21 protein-coding genes are annotated in these 21,353 nt (G+C 70.5%); 16 read left to right on the top strand and 5 right to left on the bottom strand.

Annotated features, from left to right (window positions below):
• Positions 1 to 382: 382 nt before the first annotated feature.
• Positions 383 to 1,132 carry a GNAT family N-acetyltransferase gene (locus tag ACZ7P3_RS14660; RefSeq protein ID WP_472081969.1) on the bottom strand — a complete coding sequence of 250 codons (750 nt, stop codon included), beginning with the start codon at positions 1,130 to 1,132 and terminating at the stop codon, positions 383 to 385.
• A 675-nt stretch (positions 1,133 to 1,807) separates the two neighbouring features.
• Between ACZ7P3_RS14660 and ACZ7P3_RS14655 the strand changes: the two genes are divergently transcribed.
• The 4 genes from ACZ7P3_RS14655 to ACZ7P3_RS14640 all read left to right on the top strand — a co-directional run bounded on the left by ACZ7P3_RS14655 (position 1,808) and on the right by ACZ7P3_RS14640 (position 7,499).
• Complete coding sequence (locus tag ACZ7P3_RS14655; RefSeq protein WP_472081428.1) at positions 1,808 to 2,650, top strand: DUF6461 domain-containing protein; 843 nt, start codon at positions 1,808 to 1,810, stop codon at positions 2,648 to 2,650.
• Between the two features lie 388 nt (positions 2,651 to 3,038).
• Positions 3,039 to 5,117, top strand: coding sequence for a flavin monoamine oxidase family protein (locus tag ACZ7P3_RS14650; RefSeq protein ID WP_472081426.1), 2,079 nt, complete (start codon positions 3,039 to 3,041; stop codon positions 5,115 to 5,117).
• Entirely contained in the window at positions 5,114 to 6,943 is a 1,830-nt protein-coding gene (locus ACZ7P3_RS14645) for a thiamine pyrophosphate-binding protein (protein ID WP_472081424.1), read from the top strand. Before ACZ7P3_RS14650 ends, ACZ7P3_RS14645 begins: the two co-directional genes overlap by 4 nt.
• A gap of 46 nt (positions 6,944 to 6,989) precedes the next feature.
• On the top strand, positions 6,990 to 7,499 hold the full coding sequence (locus ACZ7P3_RS14640) for an inclusion body family protein (RefSeq protein ID WP_472081422.1): 510 nt from the start codon (positions 6,990 to 6,992) through the stop codon (positions 7,497 to 7,499).
• Between the two features lie 139 nt (positions 7,500 to 7,638).
• Here the strand turns inward: ACZ7P3_RS14640 and ACZ7P3_RS14635 are convergent, their stop codons facing one another.
• Positions 7,639 to 8,163: a GNAT family N-acetyltransferase gene (locus ACZ7P3_RS14635; RefSeq protein ID WP_472081420.1), complete on the bottom strand. Its 525-nt coding sequence runs from the start codon at positions 8,161 to 8,163 to the stop codon at positions 7,639 to 7,641.
• 35 nt (positions 8,164 to 8,198) lie between these two features.
• Positions 8,199 to 8,867, bottom strand: a complete 669-nt coding sequence (locus ACZ7P3_RS14630) for a TetR/AcrR family transcriptional regulator (protein WP_472081418.1) — start codon at positions 8,865 to 8,867, stop codon at positions 8,199 to 8,201.
• Positions 8,868 to 8,923: 56 nt separating this feature from the next.
• Here ACZ7P3_RS14630 and ACZ7P3_RS14625 point away from each other — a divergent pair, with 56 nt between their 5' ends.
• From ACZ7P3_RS14625 to ACZ7P3_RS14585, 9 genes are all read left to right on the top strand, one after another.
• On the top strand, positions 8,924 to 10,372 hold the full coding sequence (locus ACZ7P3_RS14625; protein WP_472081416.1) for an MFS transporter: 1,449 nt from the start codon (positions 8,924 to 8,926) through the stop codon (positions 10,370 to 10,372).
• Positions 10,369 to 10,773: a cupin gene (locus tag ACZ7P3_RS14620; protein WP_472081414.1), complete on the top strand. Its 405-nt coding sequence runs from the start codon at positions 10,369 to 10,371 to the stop codon at positions 10,771 to 10,773. The genes ACZ7P3_RS14625 and ACZ7P3_RS14620 overlap by 4 nt, the downstream gene beginning before the upstream one ends.
• A gap of 13 nt (positions 10,774 to 10,786) precedes the next feature.
• A complete protein-coding gene (locus tag ACZ7P3_RS14615; protein WP_472081413.1) occupies positions 10,787 to 11,143 on the top strand; it encodes a hypothetical protein in 357 nt (118 codons plus the stop codon).
• A 304-nt stretch (positions 11,144 to 11,447) separates the two neighbouring features.
• A complete protein-coding gene (gene panD, locus ACZ7P3_RS14610) occupies positions 11,448 to 11,867 on the top strand; it encodes an aspartate 1-decarboxylase (RefSeq protein ID WP_472081411.1) in 420 nt (139 codons plus the stop codon).
• Positions 11,868 to 11,995: 128 nt separating this feature from the next.
• Positions 11,996 to 13,381 carry a DUF6002 family protein gene (locus ACZ7P3_RS14605; RefSeq protein ID WP_472081409.1) on the top strand — a complete coding sequence of 462 codons (1,386 nt, stop codon included), beginning with the start codon at positions 11,996 to 11,998 and terminating at the stop codon, positions 13,379 to 13,381.
• A 65-nt stretch (positions 13,382 to 13,446) separates the two neighbouring features.
• Complete coding sequence (locus ACZ7P3_RS14600) at positions 13,447 to 14,199, top strand: TauD/TfdA family dioxygenase (protein WP_472081407.1); 753 nt, start codon at positions 13,447 to 13,449, stop codon at positions 14,197 to 14,199.
• Positions 14,196 to 15,284 (top strand): hypothetical protein, encoded by a 1,089-nt coding sequence (locus ACZ7P3_RS14595; protein WP_472081405.1) that lies wholly within the window; start codon positions 14,196 to 14,198, stop codon positions 15,282 to 15,284. The genes ACZ7P3_RS14600 and ACZ7P3_RS14595 overlap by 4 nt, the downstream gene beginning before the upstream one ends.
• A gap of 153 nt (positions 15,285 to 15,437) precedes the next feature.
• On the top strand, positions 15,438 to 16,316 hold the full coding sequence (locus ACZ7P3_RS14590; protein ID WP_472081403.1) for an EamA family transporter: 879 nt from the start codon (positions 15,438 to 15,440) through the stop codon (positions 16,314 to 16,316).
• 193 nt (positions 16,317 to 16,509) lie between these two features.
• Positions 16,510 to 16,665, top strand: a complete 156-nt coding sequence (locus tag ACZ7P3_RS14585) for a hypothetical protein (protein ID WP_472081401.1) — start codon at positions 16,510 to 16,512, stop codon at positions 16,663 to 16,665.
• Here the strand turns inward: ACZ7P3_RS14585 and ACZ7P3_RS14580 are convergent.
• Positions 16,640 to 17,242 (bottom strand): TetR/AcrR family transcriptional regulator, encoded by a 603-nt coding sequence (locus ACZ7P3_RS14580; protein WP_472081399.1) that lies wholly within the window; start codon positions 17,240 to 17,242, stop codon positions 16,640 to 16,642. The two genes, ACZ7P3_RS14585 and ACZ7P3_RS14580, sit on opposite strands and share 26 nt — an antisense overlap.
• Before the next feature lie 127 nt (positions 17,243 to 17,369).
• Here ACZ7P3_RS14580 and ACZ7P3_RS14575 point away from each other — a divergent pair, with 127 nt between their 5' ends.
• From ACZ7P3_RS14575 to ACZ7P3_RS14565, 3 genes are all read left to right on the top strand, one after another.
• The gene (locus ACZ7P3_RS14575) at positions 17,370 to 17,828 is read left to right on the top strand and encodes a cupin domain-containing protein (RefSeq protein ID WP_472081397.1); all 459 of its coding nucleotides are present in this window, start codon (positions 17,370 to 17,372) and stop codon (positions 17,826 to 17,828) included.
• An 83-nt stretch (positions 17,829 to 17,911) separates the two neighbouring features.
• A complete protein-coding gene (locus ACZ7P3_RS14570; protein ID WP_472081395.1) occupies positions 17,912 to 18,718 on the top strand; it encodes an alpha/beta fold hydrolase in 807 nt (268 codons plus the stop codon).
• A gap of 19 nt (positions 18,719 to 18,737) precedes the next feature.
• Positions 18,738 to 20,153 (top strand): DHA2 family efflux MFS transporter permease subunit, encoded by a 1,416-nt coding sequence (locus ACZ7P3_RS14565; protein WP_472081394.1) that lies wholly within the window; start codon positions 18,738 to 18,740, stop codon positions 20,151 to 20,153.
• A 118-nt stretch (positions 20,154 to 20,271) separates the two neighbouring features.
• Here the strand turns inward: ACZ7P3_RS14565 and ACZ7P3_RS14560 are convergent, their stop codons facing one another.
• Positions 20,272 to 21,186 carry a GNAT family N-acetyltransferase gene (locus tag ACZ7P3_RS14560; protein ID WP_472081393.1) on the bottom strand — a complete coding sequence of 305 codons (915 nt, stop codon included), beginning with the start codon at positions 21,184 to 21,186 and terminating at the stop codon, positions 20,272 to 20,274.
• Between the last annotated feature and the right edge of the window lie 167 nt (positions 21,187 to 21,353).

The following is a 21,353-nucleotide window of genomic DNA, read 5'->3' as shown; positions in this document are numbered from 1 at the left end:
GCCGAGCATGCGGGTGCCCGCCGCACCCGGACAAGAGCCGCCGGGCAGATCTAACATGCCGCTAAGGAAGGAGCGTCGGCACCGGGTTCCCCGCGGGGCGCGCCGCAGCACGCAAGCCCCTCGCCCTCCGCTTTCCGGTCACCGGTCCCTCGCTCGCCGGTCCTGCGCGCCTCGCGTGTCCGTCGGTGCCACCGCCCGTACGCTCGCCGCTGCCGCCTTGGCCGCAGCGAGGACCGGAGCGGTGCTGCGGGCCACGCGGCCGAGCATGAAGCCCAGCTCCTCGTCGGCGTACGCGACGAACGCATCGCCCGCCTGGTCCTCACCTCCTGCGACCCGCTGCCCGGCGGGGGCTGAGCACGGCTCGGCCCCCGCCGGGGGTACGTCACCCTTCCAGGGTCAGGTACAGGCGCGTTCCCCTGGGCCGGAAGCCGACGCGTTCGTAGACGCGGCGGGATCCCTCCCCCGAGTACTCCAGCCAGACGGACTGTGCCCCGTGGCCGAACGCGGCCCCGGCCAGGGCCGCCGTGACCGAGGCGGCGATGCCCCGGCCGCGGTGGGCGGGCCGGGTGCCCACGCCCGCCAGCTCCGCGGTGCCCTCGGCGGGCGCCGAGCACATGGCCGCCCCGGCGCATCCGCCGTCGTCGGCGCGGACGAAGCGGACGGCTCCGCCGCTCTCCTGGGTGTGCCGCAGCCGGGCCGCGCCTTCCGGGGAGGGCGGGAACTCACCGCCGAACGCCTCGGACAGGGCGGCGTCGATCGCCGCGTAGTCCTTGTCGTCGGCGGGGACCTCCACCCTGATGGCCCCGGCCGGCACCGCGAGCGTGGCGGGAGTGCAGACCAGGTACTCGTGGACCGCCTCGGTGCCGAACCCCGCCCGGCGCAGCGCCGGTTCGACGGCGGGTGCGGCATCCGGGGCGAACTCCAGGCGGGGCTTGAGGCCGCGCTCGCGGAAGGCCGCGATCAGGGCGCTGACATCGCGGTCGGCCGGCTCGGCGCCGGGGAACGGGGTCGCGTAGTTGACGTACGGACTCGTCGTCGCCGGATCGAAACCTGCGACGAAGCCACCGACTTCGACCGCCGCCGGACGGCGCAGCAGGTTGGCGACGGCAAAGCTCTGGACATCGGTGTGCACGGTGATGATGACCTCACGGTGAAGGGCAGCCACGAGGGCCGCGGGACCGGCCGCAGCCGGGAACACGGGACATGCGTGGGGCCGCCGTGAGGAGACGCGAGGGCACCGGTGTCGGCTGCCGGTGTGGCAGACGGACGGTGTCAGTGCCGACGGCGGCCGCTGGGGGACGCCGAGATCAAAGGCTTCAGTCCTTCATCGCGCAGAGGTATGTGCAGGTCAACTGGACGCAACCCTGACACACTTCACAAGAACGCGGCAAGCGAATATGTGCCGGTCGCCGGGGTCGCCGGGGTCGCCGTCAACCGGACACCGGCCGCACCCGTACCGGATGCTTGCTCCTGATCGAGACCCGCGGGACGTCCCCCTCGGCGGCCCGCGGGCCATGACCGTGCGGCGGACGCTACCGCAGCGCGCCCGGACCTCGACCGGCGCCCGGCGCCTCGCGGACCTCCCTTACGCTCGGCTTCGCCCAGGGCCCAAGGTCCCGTTGAAACCGCTGTCGTTCCTTGTGCCGGGCGGACCTGTTGTCTGTTGTGGAAGAAGCAGAGCTTTTTGGAGCTCGTGACAAGGTCATGTTGCGGACACGGACTCGGCGGCGCGACCCGAGGACCGGATCCAGCTGCAAGAACCGGCTTGCACCGGGCGTTGTCAGAGGCATCAGGCACACTGCGCCGTATGAACTCGGTGACCGCGCACGACTACGCCTGGATCCGCACCTCGCCGCTCTTCCGCCACATGACGGAGAACGGATACACCCTGACACTGATACGGGGGCGGACCCCGCGCGAGGTGCTGCGCGCGATGGAGGCGCAGCCGCGCGGCACAGGGGAGGGGACGGCCGGGCTGACCGAGGCGGACGACGCCCACCGCGTCGAGGTGGATCACGACTACTGGGACGAGTCCTACGTCGCGGGTGCCTTCAGCGCTGCGGGCGAGAACGGCGACTGGACACTCGTCCTCGGCTTCGACGGTGGCCTGGGGATCGCGACGCCGTGCGTGGAGACGCTGTCGAAGGGCGGCCGGGTCGTGGCGCACTCGACCAACGGCGGCAAGCCCATCCACCTCTTCCACTGGTTCGAGGACGGTGAGCTCCGCACGACGTTCGAGGGCCCCTCGTCGCGCGACGGCAACACCCCCGATGAACTGGTCCCCCTGCTGCGGGAAGTCGGCTTCCCCCTGACCCCCGGGGGAGAGCACGACGAGAGCGCCCCGGACGTCGACCGGAAGGCGGCGGTCCTCGCTCTGGCCGAGAGGCTCACCGGCATACGCGTCACCGAATCCCTCCTCCAGGACGCCACGTACGAGCTGGGACTCGTCCCCGAACAGCCCGCCGAGGAGTGGACCGGCGTGGTCATCGACATCACTGATGCGCACGGGGAGCGCCTGCACAGGGAATGGACCTACGAGGAGATCGCGACGGCGTCGGACCGCGCACGGGCGGAGGCGAACGCGCCGGTTGTGATCACCTACAACGAGCCGCCGGCCATGGATCGTTCGGAGCACGGGACGGGGGAGTAGCGAGCGAACGCGTGGGGAGGGTGCTCAGGGGTACTCGCCGCCCTCCACAAGAGCGCCCGGTGGTGACGTGACGGCGGCCAGGTGCACATTGGCCGGATGCATATGTCAACGCCGCTGATCGCACGGTCAGTTGCGGGAGTGGGTGACGGTTTTTCCGTCGGATCGGTGGGCAGGGTCGGCACATCATCTTCTCGGGGGCTTCACATGGCATGAGTGAATTGATATTCCGGTTGCCTCCGATTTCCCTTCCGCCCCTCAGGGATCTCCCGCTTTCTCCTCAAGAATTCAGGCAAGGAGAAATCGCGCCACCCGGTCCTCCCGGTAGTTTCAGGACTTTGTCTTCAGGGCGAACCGCGAAACCGTTTCGGCATATCTACGATCGCAGGCTATGACCGACACTCCACGGGACAACTCCGCCACCCGTGCCCGCTGGCAGACCTGCCTCAGGCTCGCCCGTGAACTCCTCCTCGTCGGACCCGACGGCAAAGACCTCAAGCTCGAATATCTGCACGCGCTGATAGACACGGGCCGCCTCGGCACCACCCGTCACCCGCGCAAGAAAGTCCTCGTCATCGGCGCCGGCATCACCGGTCTCGTCGTCGGCCGGCTGCTCAAGGACGCCGGGCACGACGTCACCATCCTCGAGGCGAACGCCAACCGTGTCGGCGGACGCATCAAGACCTTCCGCACCACCAAGCACCACCAGCCCTTCGCCGACCCGGCGCAGTACGCCGAGGCCGGGGCCATGCGGCTGCCCGACTTCCACCCGCTCGTCCTCGCCCTGGTCGACAAGCTGGGGCTCGGCCGGCGCCAGTTCTACAACGTGGACATCGATCCCCACACCGGCAGCGGTCCCGACGTGCCCGTCCCCCCGGTGACGTACACCTCCTTCACCGGCCGGACGTGGACGTACGGCGACGACAGCCCGGACTTCACCGAACCCGACAAGCGCGGCAAGTCCTGGATCCGCGCCAACCGCGTCCAGGTGCGGCGCGCCGACTACGCCGCGGGCCCCGAGCGGATCAACGAGGGCTTCCACCTCACCGACGACGAGGTGCGCGCCCCCGTCGCGCGGATGGTGGACGAGGCGCTGGAGAACGTGCGCGACTACTACTCCGACGTCGTCGACGGCGAGCGGGTCAACAAGCCGTTCGACGAGTGGGTCGAGGGCTGGGCGCGGGTGATCCGCGACTTCGACGGCCACTCGATGGGCTCCTTCCTGCGGGAGCGCGCCGGGCTCAGCGACGAGGCCGTCGAGGCCCTCGGAACCCTGGAGAACATGTCCTCGCGGCTCTACCTCTCCTTCTTCCACAGCTTCCTGAGCCGCAGCGACATCAACCCCGCCGTCCGCTACTGGGAGATCCCCGGCGGCAGCTGGCGCCTGCCGCACGCCCTGTACCAGGGCCTGCGCGACGAGGTGCGGCTCGGCCAGCGCATGATCCGCCTCGAATACCACGACCCCAGCCGCGACACCGACCCCGAGGGCACCGGCGCGGTCGGACCCGACGGGTGGGGCGTGGCCGTACAGACCGTCGACGAGGAGGACCCTAAGGAACTGCCCCGTCTGTGGACGGCGGATCTGGCGGTCGTCACCATCCCGTTCTCCTCGCTGCGCTTCGTGGAGATCGTCCCCTCCATGTCGTACAAGAAGCGCCGCGCCGTCATCGAGACCCACTACGACCAGGCCACCAAGGTGCTGCTCGAATTCAGCCACCGCTGGTGGGAGTTCACCGAGGACGACTGGCGCGACACGCTGGACGGCATCGCGCCCGGCCTGTACGAGTACTACCGGCGGGGGCACGAGGCGGACACCGGGACCGTGTCCGTGCCCACGCTGCCCGAGCCGGAGGCCGGGCTGCTCGGCGCCGCCGTCAAGGACAGCCTCGTCACCGAGGAGATGCGGCGGATCGACGGCGGTCTGCCGCTGCGCGGCCCCGCCGTCCGGCCCGCCACCCACTGCTTCGGCGGAGGCTCCGCCACCGACAACCCCAACCGGTTCATGTACTACCCCTCGCACCCGGTCGCGGACAGCACGGGCGGCGGTGTCGTCCTCGCCTCGTACTCCTGGTCCGACGACGCCGCACGCTGGGACTCCATGCCGAAGACGGAGCGCTACCTCTACGCCCTGCGCAACCTGCAGGCCGTGCACGGCCGGCGCATCGAGGTGTTCTTCACCGGCCGGGGCGCCACCCAGAGCTGGGCCCGCGACCCGTACGCCTTCGGAGAGGCCGCCATCTACACCGCGCACCAGATGACCAGCTTCCACCTGGACGTCTCCCGGCCCGAGGGCCCGGTCCACTTCGCCGGCGAGCACACGTCCCTCAAGCACGCCTGGATCGAGGGCGCCCTGGAGAGCGCCGTCCGCGCCGCCCTCGCCGTCCATCAGGCACCGCCGGTCACCGACAGGCAGGACACGGGCCCGGGCCCGGACGCCTCGGGCGCGGACCGGGAGGGGGAGATCTCGTGAGTGCGTCCACCCCCACCTGCACGGTCGCCCGCTATCTCGCCCTGCGGCTGTCCGAGTTGGGCATCACCCATCTGTTCGGCGTCCCCGGCAACCACCTCGGCCCGTTCCTCACCACCCTGCGGGCCGAGGGCGACATCGAGTGGGTCGGCACTCCGACCGAGGGCGGCGCGGGCCAGGCCGCGGACGCCTACGCCCGCATCCACGGCGTGGGCGCGGCGGCGGTGACGTACAGCGTGGGCGCGTTCAATCTGCTGGGCGCCTGTGGCGGCGCGTACGTCGAGCAGGTCCCGCTCATCGCCGTCAACGCCTGCCCGCCGTACGAGCAGTGGCAGAACTTCCGCGCCGTCGGGCTGCTCACCTCGCACATGAGCCCCCGTGCCGAGAGCAACCTGGACGTCTACCGGCAGGTCACCGTGGACGCACAGGTCATCTCCCACCCGGGCTTGGCGCCCGCCCAGATCGACGCCGCGCTCACCGCGTGCGTCTCCGAGCGCCGGCCGGTCTACCTGGAGGTGATGGAAGACCTGTGGGACGAGCCCTGCCCCGAGCCGGCGGAGCCGATCGTCCGCCGCGAACGGCCTTTCAGCGAGCGCAACCAGAGCATGCTGGACCAGGCCGTGCAGGCGATCCTCACCCTGATCGAGGAGCACCCCGGCCCGGACGGCAGGCCCCGCCCGATCGTGTGGGCCGGCGAGGAGATCGACCGGTACCGGCTCGGCGGGGAACTCATCGACCTGGTGGAGGCCACCGGCGTACCGTTCTGCACGACCGTCGGCGCCAAGGCCGTCGTGGACGAGGACCTGCCGCAGTTCCACGGCGTCTACAACGGCAAGGCCAGCCATCCGGACGTGCACGCGGTCTTCAAGGACTGGGCCACCTGCCGGATCGGCCTCGGCGCCTGGTCCACGTCGAAGAACCTCGGCGGTGAGCAGAGCGTCGGCACCGACTGGGTGATGGCGGCGCACGGCGGCGTCAGCGTCGGCACCTCCTACTTCCCCGACGTCCGGCTCGCCCAGTTGCTGCCCGCCGTCCAGGACGCGCTGGTGAAGGCCTACGGCTGCGACGGCCTGTCCGCGGACTACTACGCCGAGTCCTACAGCTACGAGGGAGCGCGGGTGGACCGCCCCGCCGGCCTGGCGCAGTACCGCGCCTCGCTCAGCGTCAGCGGCGCGCGGTCCCGGGACGCCGAACGGCTCACCTACGACGGCGTGTTCGACCGGGTCAACCACTTCCTGGGCCAGGAGACCACGGACGACTGGACGGTCGTGTCCGACGCGGCTTTCTCCCTCATCGGCTCGATGAACCTGTCCCTGTCCGCGGGCGGCTTCCTGTCCCAGATCAGCTGGCTGTCCATCGGCTGGTCGGTCGGCGCGGCCACCGGCGCCGCGCTCGCCCCGGAACGCGAGGGTGCCCGCCCGATGGTGTTCGTCGGCGACGGCGCCTTCCAGGAGACCTGCCAGGAGATCTCCACCCACACCCGGCTCGGGCTGCGCTCGGTGGTGTTCGTCCTGGACAACGGGCACTTCTACGGCATCGAGCAGATGCTGGTGCATCCGGCCTTCTACGCCGGGCAGGACCCCGCCGAGCCGGACTTCTACAACGTCCTGCACCCCTGGCACTACGACCGCCTCGCGGCCGTCTTCGCCGGCAAGGACACCCCGGCGAGCGGCCTCAGCGTCGCCGGCCCCGCGGAGCTGGACGACCTGCTCGCCCGCCTCGGCGATCCGCGCGACCCGGTCAACGCAGGACCCCTCCTGGTCCGCGTCCGCCTGCACCGGCACGACTATCCGCGGGCCATGGCGTACAAGGTGCCGAAGACCAAGTGACCACAACGCTCACCACAGAAGATCTCGCATCCCGAGGGGGAAAGAAATGGCTGATCTGAACGTACTGATCGCGTTCGACGCGGCCACGATCGTCGAGCAGAACCCCAACGCGTCGCGGAATCCCGACGCGCCGACGTACGTCGACCAGAGCCTGATCTACATGACGACGCGGCACGACCACATCGTCGGTACCTCGGGCGCCGAGCTGAACCTGCGGGCCGAGCCCGGGGACACCGTCCGGTGGCGGGAGACGACGGTGTCGCTGGGCAGCGACTACAAGGCGCTGCTGTACCGGTACGTGAGCAGCGACCGCGACCACACACTCATCAGGACGCCGGAGATCGAGGTGGTCGACGGCCTCTATCCGCTGCCGCAGGAGGGCAGCGAGGGCAGTCCGGATTTCGTGACGCAGAAGTACCAGGACCACTACTGGCGCACCACGGTGAAGAGCGTCGGCAAGGTCGTGTACCACTTCTACTTCCAGGTCCTCGACCGGCACCGGCAGTTGAAGGGGTACTTCCAGTGGGACCCCTTCATCACCATCGAGGACTCCTGACGGTCCGGCCGTGACGGGCGGCGGCGCGGTCACGACCGCCGCCGCCCTTCGCGGCGCCCGGCCCGCCGCATGTCTTCTGACGATGCTCCGCAGGCTGCAAGCGGGTCTTGGCTGCCCGCGGGCCGCGGACGTCACCACCTCAGAACAGGTAGCCCAACATGTCGACGACGCCTGCGTCCCAATGCTTCCCGGACAGCATTTTCACCATCAGTGCGTCCAGGGGCTTCTCGGCAATCCCCAGCGTTTCATGGTCATTAATCATGAGCCATATTCCATCATTCTGGACACGCTGATACCCATTCGCCAGGTACACGCGCGGATCGTCTGCGAAGAGGATGATCGCATCGACCCCGGAGGACCGGGCGTCGGATTCAATCTCGGAGAGCAGCTGACTTGCGCATCCTTGCGAGCGTGCCGACGCAGTGACGCAGAGGTCGATGACTCCGAAGATCCGGAGCAGGGTACTCCCATTCCTGATCATTCGATGCTCGATGCCGGCATGCCCAAGCAGCCCTCCGTCCTCCCACGCCAGGTATCTGAATTGCGGAAGCTGCTTGTAATGGCTACGCGCAGGATACCCGGGAAAGCACTTGTCAAGGAGTGCATGGATTTGTTCGTGAAGTTGTGAATCGATCTCGTGCTCTGCTCTCGATTCGATATGCACTGATGCTCCAAGGGCGGGTCGGTCGGCAAAGCGGGTCAGCGGGGAGTCAGGAGGCCGTCCACCAGGGCGCGGAGCCCGTCCAGGTAGGTGTCTTCGGCGGTGAGCGGCGCCCAGCGGTCCGCGACCTCTGCCAGGCGGGGCAGCTCGCTCGGGTCGAGATCGGCGAACACCCGCTCCCGGTAGGTGGGACGGTCGTCGTCGGTGCGCCGCCGGGCCGCTGTCGTCCGGACCACGATCTCTCCGGCGGTGTAGTGCCAGATCGCGCGGTATCCGTGTACGGCCCGCTCGGGTGACAGGCCGCATTCGACCAGGCCGTCGACGATCTGCTCGACGAACCACAGGGCGGTCGTGGACATCAGGTCGTCGGCGGTCAGCACCTCCACGATCCAGGGGCAGGCGGCGAGCGCCTCGTGGATCGTGGCAGCGGCGACGACGATCCGCTCGCGGGGCTCGGCGGGCAGTTCGGGTCGGTGCAGAGTCCGCGCGGCGTAGTCGTCCAGCAGGAGGACGAGCAGTTCCTCCTTGTTGCGCACGTGGTGGTAGAGAGCCATCGGCGTACTGCCGATCTCTGTGGCCAGCCGGCGCATGGTCAGCCGGTCCACGCCTTCCGCGGCCACGATCCGGCGGGCCGTCTGGACGACCTCCTCGCGAGAGAAGCGGGGAGGCCGGCCGAGGGTCTTGCGTGGTGCGGACGATTGCGGCATGCCCTCATCATCCCGCAGGTGTCGACAGCGGCGTGCTCTGAGGCTACTTTTCTTACATGTACAAAAATCTACGAGGGCACCCCGGAGTGGTGCTGGCGGCCGTGGCTGTCGCCCAGTTCGCCGTCGCCCTGGACCTGTCGGTGGTCAACGTCGCACTGCCCGCCATGCGCACCGCGCTGGGGTTCGCGCCGCTCGACCTGTCATGGGTCGTGCACATATACGCGCTCACGCTGGGCGGGTTTCTGCTGCTGGGGGGCCGTGCCAGCGACCTGTACGGCCGGCGTCGGCTGTTCGTGCTGGGCCTGGCCGTCTTCGGGCTGTGCTCGCTGGCGGGCGGGCTGGCCCGGGCGCCCTGGCAACTGATCGCCGCCCGCGCCGGTCAGGGCCTGGGGGCCGCTGCGGCCGCCCCGGCCTCGCTGGCGATGCTCACCACCACGTTCACCGAGGGCCCGCGGCGCGTGCGCGCGCTCGGTGTGTGGAGCGGGGTGAACGCCGCGGGGGGAGCGCTGGGCGTGCTGGCGGGTGGGCTGCTGACCGAGTACGCGGGTTGGCGCTGGGTGATGCTGATCAATCTGCCCATCGTGGCGGTGGCTCTCGCTTTGGTTCTCGCGGGCGTGCCCGCCGAAGCACACCGCACCCGGCGCGAGAGGCTCGACGTGCTCGGCGCCGCCCTGGTCACCGGCGGAGTCGGGCTGCTGGTGCTCGGTGTCGTCCGCACCGACACCGAAGGGTGGGAGTCTCCGGCCACCTTGGTGATGCTCGTCGCCGCGGCCACGCTCCTGGCCGCCTTCGTCTTCGTCGAATCCACGCATCCCGCACCGCTGTTGCGCCTCGGCCTGCTGCGCAGCCGCTGGGTCGCCGGCGCCAATGTGCTGGTGTTCTTCTCCACGGCCGGGCAGTTCGCGGCGTTCTACTTCGTGTCCCTGTATCTGCAGCAGGTTCTGGGCATGGGTGCCGCAGCGACCGGCACCGCGTTCCTGCCCTTCTCCGCGAGCCTGGTCGCGGGCAGCCTCGTCGCGACCCGCGTCACCGCGGCACGCACCCCGCGTGCGTCCCTGGTTCCCGGCGCCCTGCTGGCCGCCGCGGGCCTGGCCTGGTTCGCCTTCATCAGTCCCGACGGCGACTTCCTCACCGACGTGCTCGGCCCCTCCATCATCACCGGCGTCGGCGTCGGACTGGTCATAGCCCCGATCGTCGCCGCCGCGACCACCGGCGTCGCCCCCCACGAGGCCGGCATGGCCTCCGGCCTCATGAACGGCTCCCGCCAACTCGGCGGCTGCATCGGCCTGGCCGCCCTGGCCACCGTCGCCGCACACCGCACCGGCACGGCCACCGACCCCGCCGCACTCGACGACGGCTACTCCCTGGGTCTGGCCGTCGCTGCCGCCCTCTTCGCGATCGCGGCGGTGGTGGCGATCGGCGTGCTGCCCCGCCGCCGGACCGAAACACCTGACCCGCGACCCGCCGCCCTCACAGAGAACCGACTGGAAGGAACGCCGTCATGACGACAACACCCATTTCACCCATCGATCTGTTCGCCTCGGCGCTGCACATCCACCCCGACGGCGACGTCCGGGTCGCCGAACGGCGGATGACGAGCAGCGACTCCGGCGCCTGGCAGATCGCGACGTTCCACGTGGAGACAGACGCCGACGTCCACGCCGACCATTGGGAGATGCACCCGCAGGCCGAGGAGGCGGTGTGCTGCCTGACCGGCGGTGTCCGCCTCTACTTCCGTCCGACCGGGCCCGGCAGCGTCGAGGACATGGTGCAGTTGCGGGCAGGAACCGCCGTGGTCGTCCCCCGCGGCCGCTGGCACCGCCTGGAACTGGACGCCCCCAGCGACCTGATGTCGATCACTCTTCGTCACGGGACCCGCCTCGAAAGGCGCACCGACACGCGCTGACCGCAGGGCCGACATGCTTGAGGTCCTGGACCAGGACAAGGGCCTGGACCTGGCCGATGCGCTCACCGAGGCCGGCGAGCGCATCGCCGTCGGCGAAACGCCAGTGGCCCGGCCGCCGACCGCTGCCGGGCCGCAGCCGCCGAATTCTCACCACAACGCGTCTACCGCCCTGCCCAACCCGGACCGCGACCGGGCACCCAAGAGCGACCGAAGCACTCCCGGCCACTCCGGCTGCCACCCGGCGTGTGTGAGTATCAGCCGTACCGACAGCGAGATCGCCGCCCTCGCGGCATGGACGCCGGACCGGACGTCGTCGTCCTCCAGTTCGTGCGACGCGGCCAGATTGATCCGCGACGGGATCCAGGTCTGATCCGGCCGGCCGTGGGCCACCGGGCCCTTGCCCGGTTCCTCCTCCAGCACCGCGAACAGCATCACTCGGCTCGGCAAAGGAAGCACAAAGCCGGGATTTGGAGTGTGGCGCGGGCCACGGAAACCGCATGAGTCCCGGACGTGCGCACTGGGCGGCGCGCTGCGGTCCTCGTCGTCTAAACCCTTGTTTACCTTTGGAATTCGTTGATCATCTCGGCTTGTGATGAGGATTTGCTCATGCCACTCTTCTGGCTGTCGCGACACCCGGATCACTGCATGACAGGACGCATCAGCGAAGGGCAGCCGTGTATTTCGAGACCCTCAAAGCCAAGATCCACCGCGCGACCGTCACTCAGTCGCACCTGAACTACGTCGGGTCCATCACCATCGACGCGGACCTGATGGAAGCCGCCGGGATCCGGCGTCACGAGAAGATCGACCTGGTCAACGTGACCAACGGGGCCCGCTTGTCGACCTACGTCATCGAGGGTCCGAGGGGCTCCGGCGTCATCGGCGTGAACGGGCCCTCCGCCCGGCAGGCGCAAGTCGGGGACATCGTGCTGCTCGTGTCGTACGCCTCGGTGACTCCCGAGGAGGCCGAGGAGTTCGTACCCAAGGTCGTGTTCGTGGACGCAAACAACACGATCACCGGCTTCGGCGGTGATCCCGCCGAAGTGCCGCCGGGAAGCGGCCTGATCCGCGGCGACCAGGTAGCGGGCGCCTGACTGCACCGGGCCCCGGACCGGAGCGCCGGTCCCGGGGCCCGGCACCGATGGCCGAGCTCTGCCGCCGGCGGCGCAACGCCAACACCCCATTGCTTTCTCCCCGACCCCTTGCAACGAACGGGAATGAATTGGCCGCCACGCTTTCCGCACCGACGACGGTCCTCAGGAACGCCCTCACCCACTACCACGCCGAACTGAGCCGGGCACTGGCCGTCCTCGAACACCACCGCGCCGCCGACGAGGCCTTCTCACCCGCCTTCCGGCTGCCCGAACCGAGTGCCGCCCTGGAGGAGTTCTTCTCGGCGTCGGAGATAGCCGTCACCGAACTTCCCCCGTACCGCGGCCATCCGCTGCGCCTGCTGGACCTGATGCGCAACCCGGCGACCCGGACCACGAAGACGCTCGCTTCACTGACCATCGTGGCCCGCGCCGTGCGCCACATCGCCGAGACCGGCGAACGCATCATGATCGTCACCCCCTCGTCGGCGAACAAGGCCACCGCGCTGCGCAACGCCGTTCACCGCGCCATCGCCTGCGGGCTGGTGACATCCGACCAACTGCAGATCACCAGCGTCGTACCGGGCGCATCCACCGGCAAGCTGTGGTCGTCGGCACTGAGCGAGGACGGAGCGCTGCGGCGCCGCAATCCGCTGGTGGTGCACGAGTGCGCGGAGCCCGCATCGGTGAAGGCCCTCGCGACCGCCCTCGTCGCCGGCCATGCCGAGCGCCTCCACCGGCAGTACGGCGTCCGCGTCTGGTACACGCTGGGCCTGGACAACTACCGTGCCGCCGACATGGTCCGGGCCTTCGCCGAACGCGATCTGCTGCCCGCCGATCATTCTGCGCGCACCCATGTGCACTCCGTCTCCAGCGCCTTCGGGCTCCTCGGCCACCACCTGGGACACCAGATCATCGCCCAGGACGGCCGGTCGGCCCCGCCGCAGGCCCGCTACTTCCTCGTCCAGCACCTCGGCACACCGGACATGGTGCTGGGTCTGCGCCACGGCACGCACGACCGCGCCAACCTGCCCGCCTACGAGCTGGATCCGGCCACCGGCCTGTACCGCCAGGACCAGGATCCGCACTTTCCGGCGACCACCTACGCTCCCGACGAACACCTGGACCCCACCTTCTACACCCGGCGGCCCGTCACCTCGGCCCAGATGGATCCGATCATCGCAGCCCAGGGCGGAGGCGGCATCGTCGTCTCGCTCCAGGAGTGCATCACGCGCTACGGGGAGGTGCGCGCCCTCCTCTCCGCCGCCGACGTCGCACTGCCCGCGGACCCGCGCAAGCTGCGGGAGTGGTCGCTGGTGATGGCGGTGACCGGAACGCTCAACGCCGCCGATCGCGGCCTTCTCCCGGACAGTCAGGACGTACTCATTCACGGCTCCGGCAGCTACAGCGACCAGGACTACCGCCCGCTGCCCGCCGGCCACCGTCTCACGGCCGCCGACGCCGAAGAGCTGGCGGTGCACGCCGAGAAGGCCGTACGCGCCGCCGACGGCCCCTGACCGCGCTGCACGCCTCCCGGGCCGGACACCCGGCCCTCCCTTCGAGCACAGGAAAGGCAAGGACCATGACCAGGCAGCCCGACAGTCTGCTGTCCCTGACCGACTTCAACGGCGCGCCGCTGGCGGACGACCTGCTGTGGAAGAGCTTCGGCAGCCTCATGGAACGCCACGGCTACGTGTTCATGTGCAACGTCCCCGACAGCTTCGACCCGGTGGCCTTCTGCAAGCACCTGGGCGACTTCGTCCCGCAGTACACGGGTGTGCTCGTCGGCGACGTCACCCCGGAGCCGGGGATGGAGGAGTTCTACCACGCCGGGAACACCAAGCCCCTCTACCCGCACTCCGAAGGCTACGACTTCGAGGGTCTGCCCCCGCGGTACCTCGCGCTGTGGTGCGAGACGCCCAACACCGGCGCGGGAGGCGAAACCACGCTCGCCGACGCACGCGCCTGGACCGAGAGCCTCGGCGAAGCGGACCGCGCCTATCTGCGCGAGCGCGTCTTCGCATGGGAGACCACCGACGCGATGCGCCACATGGGCCTGGACCTGCACCCGGAACACCCGGTGGTCGAGGAGCACCCGGACGGAACCATCGTGCGCTACTCCTTCAACAACCTGGTACGCGGCGACGACGAGAACATCGGACCGCTGCTCGCCGACGCCAGGGAATACTTCGCACACCACCACGTGGCCGTCCAGTACGAACGCCGCGACATGCTCGTCTTCGACAACTGGCGGATGCTGCACGCACGCAACGCGTTCACCGACACCGGGCGGCACCTGCGGCGCATTCAGATCGCGCACCGGCCCACGCCATGAGCACCACCGCACCGGAGCGGGACATCGCGGTGGTCGGCGGTGGCTCGCTGGCCCGGAGCATCTGCTACTCCCTGGCCGTCGCCGCCGATCCGCCGCCCGGCACGGTGACCGTGCTGGCCCGGAACGAAACCGCGGCGCAGGAGATCGCGTGCATCGCCAACGCGCGTGCGGCGGCCTCCTCGCGTACCACCCGGTTCCGTGCCGCCACGCTCGACGCCTGCGACCGGGACCGGACGGCGCGGCTGCTGCACCGCATCGCACCGCGTGTGGTGGTCAACTGCGCATCGGTGCAGTCCCCGTGGGAAGCGGCCCACGCGCCGTCCGCCTGGACCCGCCTCCTCGCCGAGGCGGGCTTCGGGCTGGCGATGCCGCTCCACGCCGTTCTTGCGCGCGAGGTGGCCTGCGCCGTGCGGAGCGCCGGCGTCCCGGCGGTCTTCGTCAACGCCTGCTACCCGGATGCAGTCAACCCCGTGCTGCACGCCGAAGGGATCCCGGTGGCGTGCGGGGTCGGCAACGTGGCAACCCTTGCGGCCGCACTCCACGCCGTACTGCGGCCGCGCACCGGGGTACGGCTCCGGGTGCTCGCGCACCACAGCCATCTGCACGCACCGGCCGATCCACGTGACGAGCTCCGGGCGTGGCTGGACGACCGGCCGGTCCAGGACGTCGGCAGACTGCTGGCGCCGCACCGCGCCTGCGGCCGGGAGGAGCTCAACGCCGTCACCGGGCACACCGCGGCGCTCGTCCTGGCCCGGCTGGCCGCCGGCGCCGAGGCGCACACCGATCTCCCCGGCCCCCTCGGGCTCCCCGGCGGCTATCCGGTCCGCATCCGGAACCGGCACATCACCCTCGACCTGCCGCACGGCATCACGAGAGAGGAGGCGATCGCCTGGCAGCAGCGCATGGCCGAGCTCGACGGTGTCGTCGTCACCCCCTCCGGCCGGATCCGCCTCGGCCGGCGAGCCGCCTCCGCGCTCGCGGCCCACCTGCCGGGCAACTCCGAGGAACAACCCCCTGACACCGCTGCGGAGCTGACCAGCCGGCTGCTCGCCCTGCGTGACACGTTGCGGGCGAAGCCCGCCTGACAACCCGCCCATGGACTCCGTCGGCCGATCCCGGCCCGCTGCCCGCCGCCACCGCACGCCCCGGCGTACCCGATTCGAAGGAGAACGAAGATCACTCAGCAGACCAGTCATCGCGGCAGGGCGGCGGCGTGGATCGGCCGCGGGCTGGGGTCGGTGCCAGCCCCCGGACTCGTCATCGGCGGGGTCGTCGGACTGCAGGGCGGAGCAGCACTGACGACCCGCCTCTATCCGGTCGTGGGCCCGGCCGGAGTGGTGACCCTGCGGCTGCTCATCGCCGCCGCCGTGCTGATTGCCGTATGGCGCCCAGGGCTGCGATGGGACAGGACCACCTGGGCCGTGGTCGTCGGTGCCGGAACGCTCCTCGCCGTCCACCACCTCAGCTACTACGAGGCCGTCGACCGCCTCCCGTTGGGCGCCGCCACCACGGTGGAGTTCACCGGGCCCTTCCTGATCGCCGCGGTCGGGTCCCGCCGCGCAGCCGACCTGCTGTGGGCCTGCCTCGCCGCCGCGGGCGTGGTGCTGCTCAGCGCCTCGGGCTCGCACCTGAACGCCGAAGGCCTGGGGTTCGCCGCCCTGGCCGGCTGCTGCTGGGGCGGCTACATCCTGGTCGGCAAACGCCTCGCCGACCGCGTGTCCGACGGCCGCGGTCTCGCGCTGGCGGTGGCCTGGGGCGCCCTGCTCAGCCTCCCCTGCGGCATCGCCCAGGCGGGGACCCGGCTGCTGGCCCCGGCCACCCTGGCGCTGGCCGCCGCCGTGGCGATCCTCTCCAGCGTCCTCCCCTACTCCTTCCAGCTCGAAGCGCTGCGCAGGCTCTCCCCGCGGGTCTTCGGCGTGCTCACGAGCCTCGAACCCGCCATCGGCGCGGTGATCGGACTTCTCCTGCTGGGCCAGCACCTCACCGTGCCGCAGTGGCTCGGCATCACCGCCGTGGCACTGGCATCCGTCGGTGCCACCCGCAGCGACCGCGACAAGGACCGAAACACCGCCGACCCCGATGCAGTGCGGTCACCCGTCACCACGCTCGACACATGAACACGACGCGCCCTCGCACGTGTGCCGCCCCCCGAGACGGCACGCCGTGGCTTCATCACCTATTGCGGCAGCGTTACCGGGCGGGCATCGGCAGGAACGGGCGCGAGGACTCCTCAAGAGCAGGTCGGGGACGTGCATCCGTCCTGCCGGTCTCCATGGAACCGGGCACGACCGCGAGGCCGGGTGCCGGTCCATGTCCCTCCACACGGTCGACGGCGGCGGCCACACCGTCCCCGGCACGCAGAAGGCGCCCTTCCTCATGGGCCGCACCGACCTGACCTTCGACACGGCCGCCGCCGGCGCCGCTTCCTGCGGACTCCGCCCTACGGGCGTACTGCCGCTCGGGTGAGGGTGGTTGCGGTGTGTACGGCGCTCTCGACGGCCTCGTCCGGGCCGAGGCCGCACAGATCGGTGAGCGTGAAGAGCGCCTCGGCGCTCACGACCACGGCGAGGTCTCGCTTGAGCTGGGCGAACGCTTGCGGATCCGTTGCCCCCAGGGTGCTTTCGAGCGGCTGGAGCGCATGGTCGATCAGGCCGAAGCGGATGCCCGGACGTGCGCTCACGTCATCGGGCCGGGTGATCGTGGCGGCGATCATCGCCCGGACCGCACCCTGGCGGACGAGGATGCCGCGGAGCAGGAACTCGCAGGCGAAGGCGATGCGCTCGACAGGGTCGGCGGACTCGGCGACCGGCGCCAGCGCCTCCGCCGGAGGCGGCCAGACGCCGGAGAGCGCCTCGCTGATCAGCGAGGGGAGATCGGGGAAGTACCGGTAGGCGGTGGCCTCGGACACCAGGGCCGCGTGGGCGATCAGGGGCATGGTCACCTCTGTGCCGGTGCCGATCAGTTCCCGTGCGGCCGCCACGATCGCCATGCGGGTGCGCTGCTTCTGGTTCGTGCGACCGCTTCCGGCCTGTGCCGCCGTCATCGTGAACCCCTTCTGCTGTAGGTACCGCCATCATCATAGCGCCTGACTCTCTTTATGAGAGTGCACTTGCATAATGCGACCCGGACGTCTACTCTCCTGAGAGTTCGCTCTCATGAAGGAGTCAGTCATGACAGAGGTTTCCGTGGTCGGTCCTGACGGCGGCGAGGCCATCCAGCTGGGTCCCACACGCATGCGCATCCTGGAGGACGGCACCACGACCGGGCACCGCCTGGGCATCGGCGAGATCACTCTCGCTCCCCACACCGAGGGCCCGCCCCAGCACCGGCACGCCGAGCACGACGAGGGCTTCTACGTCGTCTCCGGCACCGTGCACTTCACCGTCGGCGAGACGACGCACGTGGCGCCCGCCGGGACGCTGGCGATGATCCCGCCCGGCGCACCGCACACCTTCGCCAACCCGGGTGACACACCCGCGGTGATGCTCAACACCTTCACGCCCGACCTGTACGTGCAGTACTTCCGCGACCTACGGGACATGATCGCCGCCGGTCAGGAGCTGACCCCCGAGTCGACCGTCACGGTGATGAGCCGCTACGCCACCGAGCCCGCGGTCGACTACGCCTGACCCGCACCCCGTCCACACGGCCGGCGACGACGGCCCTCGTGGCGACCACCCGCTTGAAGCACAGCCCACTTGAGGAGCAGCAGATGACCAGCACCCACACTCTCACGCTCGAACAGGGCACCCTCGACGTCACCGTCGAGCGGTCCGGCGACCGGGGGCACCCCTTCCTCCTCCTGCACGGAGGCGGTGGCCCGCAGACGGTGCTGCCGTTCGCGGGACTGCTCGCCGAGCAGCGCCCGGCCAGGGTGTTCACTCCCTTCCACCCCGGCTTCGGCGGAACCGCACGTCCCGCATGGCTGACCGACGTCGCGACGCTGGCCCAGGTCTACGCGCGGCTGCTCGACGCCCTCGATCTGCGGGACGTCGCCGTCGTGGGCAACTCCATCGGCGGCTGGATCGCCGCCGAACTGGCGGCACTCGGCAGCGACCGGATCAGCAGCGTCACGATAGTCAACGCCGTCGGTATCCCGGTCGACGGCCACCCGATAGCCGACACCTTCGGTCTGACGCCCGTCGAGCTGTCCCGGCTCTCCTTCCACGACCCCTCCAAGTTCCGCTTCGACCCAAGCGCGCTGGACGACGCACAGCGCGCGGTACTGGCCGCGAACCGTGCTGCCCTGGAGGTCTACGCGGGTGCGTACGCCATGGCCGATCCCACCCTGAGCGAGCGGCTGGCCAAGGTCGGCCACCCGGCCCTCGTCGCCTGGGGCGCGAGCGACCAGGTGGTCGACGCCGACTACGGGCGGGCGTACGCGCAGGCGATACCCGGCGCCGAGTTCCGGCTGCTGACAGGCACCGGGCACATGCCGCAGGTGGAGACCCCCGATCAATTCCTGCCCGTGGTATGGGACTTCGCCGAGGCTCACGCCACCGACCGGCCGCAGCACTGACGGCCCGGGAGCGGTCCCCATGCCCGAACCCGGCCGCCGCAGCAGGGCGCTGGTCCTCGCCGTCTGCTGTATGAGCGTGCTCCTGGTCAGCCTCGACACCACGATCCTCAACGTCGCCCTGCCGGCCGTCCAGGACGACCTGCACTGCTCGGTAGCGGGCCTGCAGTGGACCCTCGACGCCTACACCATCGTGCTGGCCTCGCTGCTGATCCTGGCCGGCTCCACGGCCGACCGCCTCGGGCGACGGCGCGTCTTCCTGGCCGGTCTCGTGCTGTTCACCGGCGGCTCGGCCCTGTGCAGCCTGGCGCCGGGGCTGGGCTGGCTGATCGCCTTCCGCATGGCGCAGGCGCTCGGCGGCTGCATGCTCACACCGGTCGCCATGGCCATCCTGGCCAACTCCTTCCCCGGGCCCCGGGAGCGGGCACGCGCCATCGGCGTGTGGGGCGGTGTGGTCGGCATCAGCATGGCGTGCGGACCGATCCTCGGCGGCGTCCTGGTGCAGACGGCCGGGTGGCGGTCGGTGTTCTGGCTGAACGTGCCGATCGGAGTGGCCGCGCTGCTGCTCACCGTCGCCTTCGTCCCGGAGTCCCGCGCACCGCGGCCCCGCCGGATCGACCCGGTGGGCCAGCTGCTGGTGATCGCGGCCCTCGGTCTGCTGACCTACGCCATCATCGAGGCGCCAGGGCGCGGTTGGACGGCGCCTGTCATCGTGGCCTGCCTCGGCGCGGCGGCGGGCGCGCTCGCCTGGCTCGTACCGTACGAGAACCGGCGCGACGAACCGCTCATCGATCCCCGGCTCTTCCGCAGCCCGTCCTTCAGCGGCGCCACGATGATGGCGGTGTGCGCCTTCAGCGCGCTCGGCGGGTTCCTCTTCGCCAACTCCCTCTACCTCCAACAGGTACTGGGGCTCAGCGCCCTGCAGACGGGCGTGCGGCTGTTGCCGATGGCAGTGCCCTGCCTGGTGTGTCCGCCGCTGGCCGGGCGGATCGTGGGCAGCCGCGGCACCCGGATCCCGCTGCTGCTCGCCGGGCTCGGCATCACCGCGGGCGGCGCCCTCGCGGTGCCGGCCACGCACTCCGCCCACCACGCCGGCTCGCTCCTGTGGGTGGCGTACGCGCTGTTCGGGCTGGGCTTCGGGTTCGTCAACGCGCCCATCACCGACACGGCCGTCGCGGGCCTGCCGCGCGACCAGGCGGGAGTGGCCGCGGCGATCGCCGCGACCAGCCGCCAGGTCGGCGCCGCACTCGGCATCGCGGTGATCGGCGCCGTCGTCGCCGCCGGAGCACGGCAGGCCGCCTGGTGGACCATCACCGGCTGCGGGCTGGCCATCCTCGTGCTCGGCGCGTTCTCCACACGTCCCCGACCGCCTTCTGCGGACCGGACACGGCGCTCTGCGACGGAACGTCGCCGTCGGGCGAATGCGCGCTCTGCATGAGGATGCCTTGTCCCCGAGAGGCCGACAGGGACAGTTGAGGTGCAGGCCGAGCAGCGGCCGGGCCGGTCGGCAACTCGACCAGCGGATCGGCGGTTTCGTCCCGCTGTGGTCGGTTGCGTCAGCTCGCGGAGCGCGGAAGGTCGGTCGAACGGTCTTCCTCGACGACTCGGTAGCCGGCGCTCGTGTACAGGTTCATCGCCACCTCGTTGCCACCCCACACGGTGAACATCAGCGCCGAGTCGCCGGCTGCGAGCGCCGCCTGTTCGCCGGCCGCCATCGCGGCCCTCCCGTACCCGTTGCCGCGGTGCTGCTCCTGGACGTGCAGCGAGTACCCGAACGTGACCCCGGGCAGGTGACCGTGCCGCAGCCAGCCGGTGCCGATCGGCTCGCCCGCCGCCTCGAGCACCAGGAACGTGTTGTCGGGCGTCGCCAGACCCTCCGGAATCAACTTCGCGAAGTCACGGTCGGACTTGCGTACGGCCTCCTCGCGGCTCAGAGCCCCCGACCGGACGATGTCGTCGATGTAGGCGAGTTTCTCGGAGGCGAGCCACTCGGGATATTCGGCCTGTGCCATCGGCCGTGCGGAGAAGCCGTCGAGTGCTTCCGGCGGGGAACCGACCTGCCGCGTCCTGAGCTGGCTGCGGACACGGTACCCGTCGAACAGCTCGCCGGCGGGCTCGGTGAGACGTATGCTCAGCCGGTTTGCGCCGCGCTCCGCACACCATCCCTCGGCCCAGTCCCGAGCGGCCTGTTCGTGCCCCTGTCCGGCGTGGCGCGGCTCGATGTGCAGGTCGCCGATGCGGCCCGCGAGCACGCCGTTGCCCTCGGCCACGACCGCGGCGACGTATCCCACCCGGCTCCCGGCGTCCGCGATCTCGGCCACGGTCCAGTCTCCGAGGTCGGCGCGTGCATGGTCGAGCATGCGCTCCACCGCGGCCGCACCGAGACCGGACGCCGTGTACGAGACGCGTCGCCGCCGCTCGAAGTCCTGCTGCCATTCCGTGCTGTCACTGAGGACCCTGAATTCCGTCACCCGGTCACACTAACGACCATGTGCGTGTTGTGCGTTCGGCCTGCTCAAGGGCGCCGGCCGAGAGTCGTGGACGCCGTTCGGAGCCGGCCCCCCGACCGCGGCGGGCTCCTGCGGGTGTTCTGAGTAGGAGTACTCATGCCGTGCCCGTCCGCGTGGTGAACAGTTGC

It is taken from the genome of Streptomyces sp. NPDC107581 (genome assembly GCF_055657175.1).
Note: the sequence above shows the minus strand (reverse complement) of the source record. Positions and strands in the feature narration are given on the sequence as shown.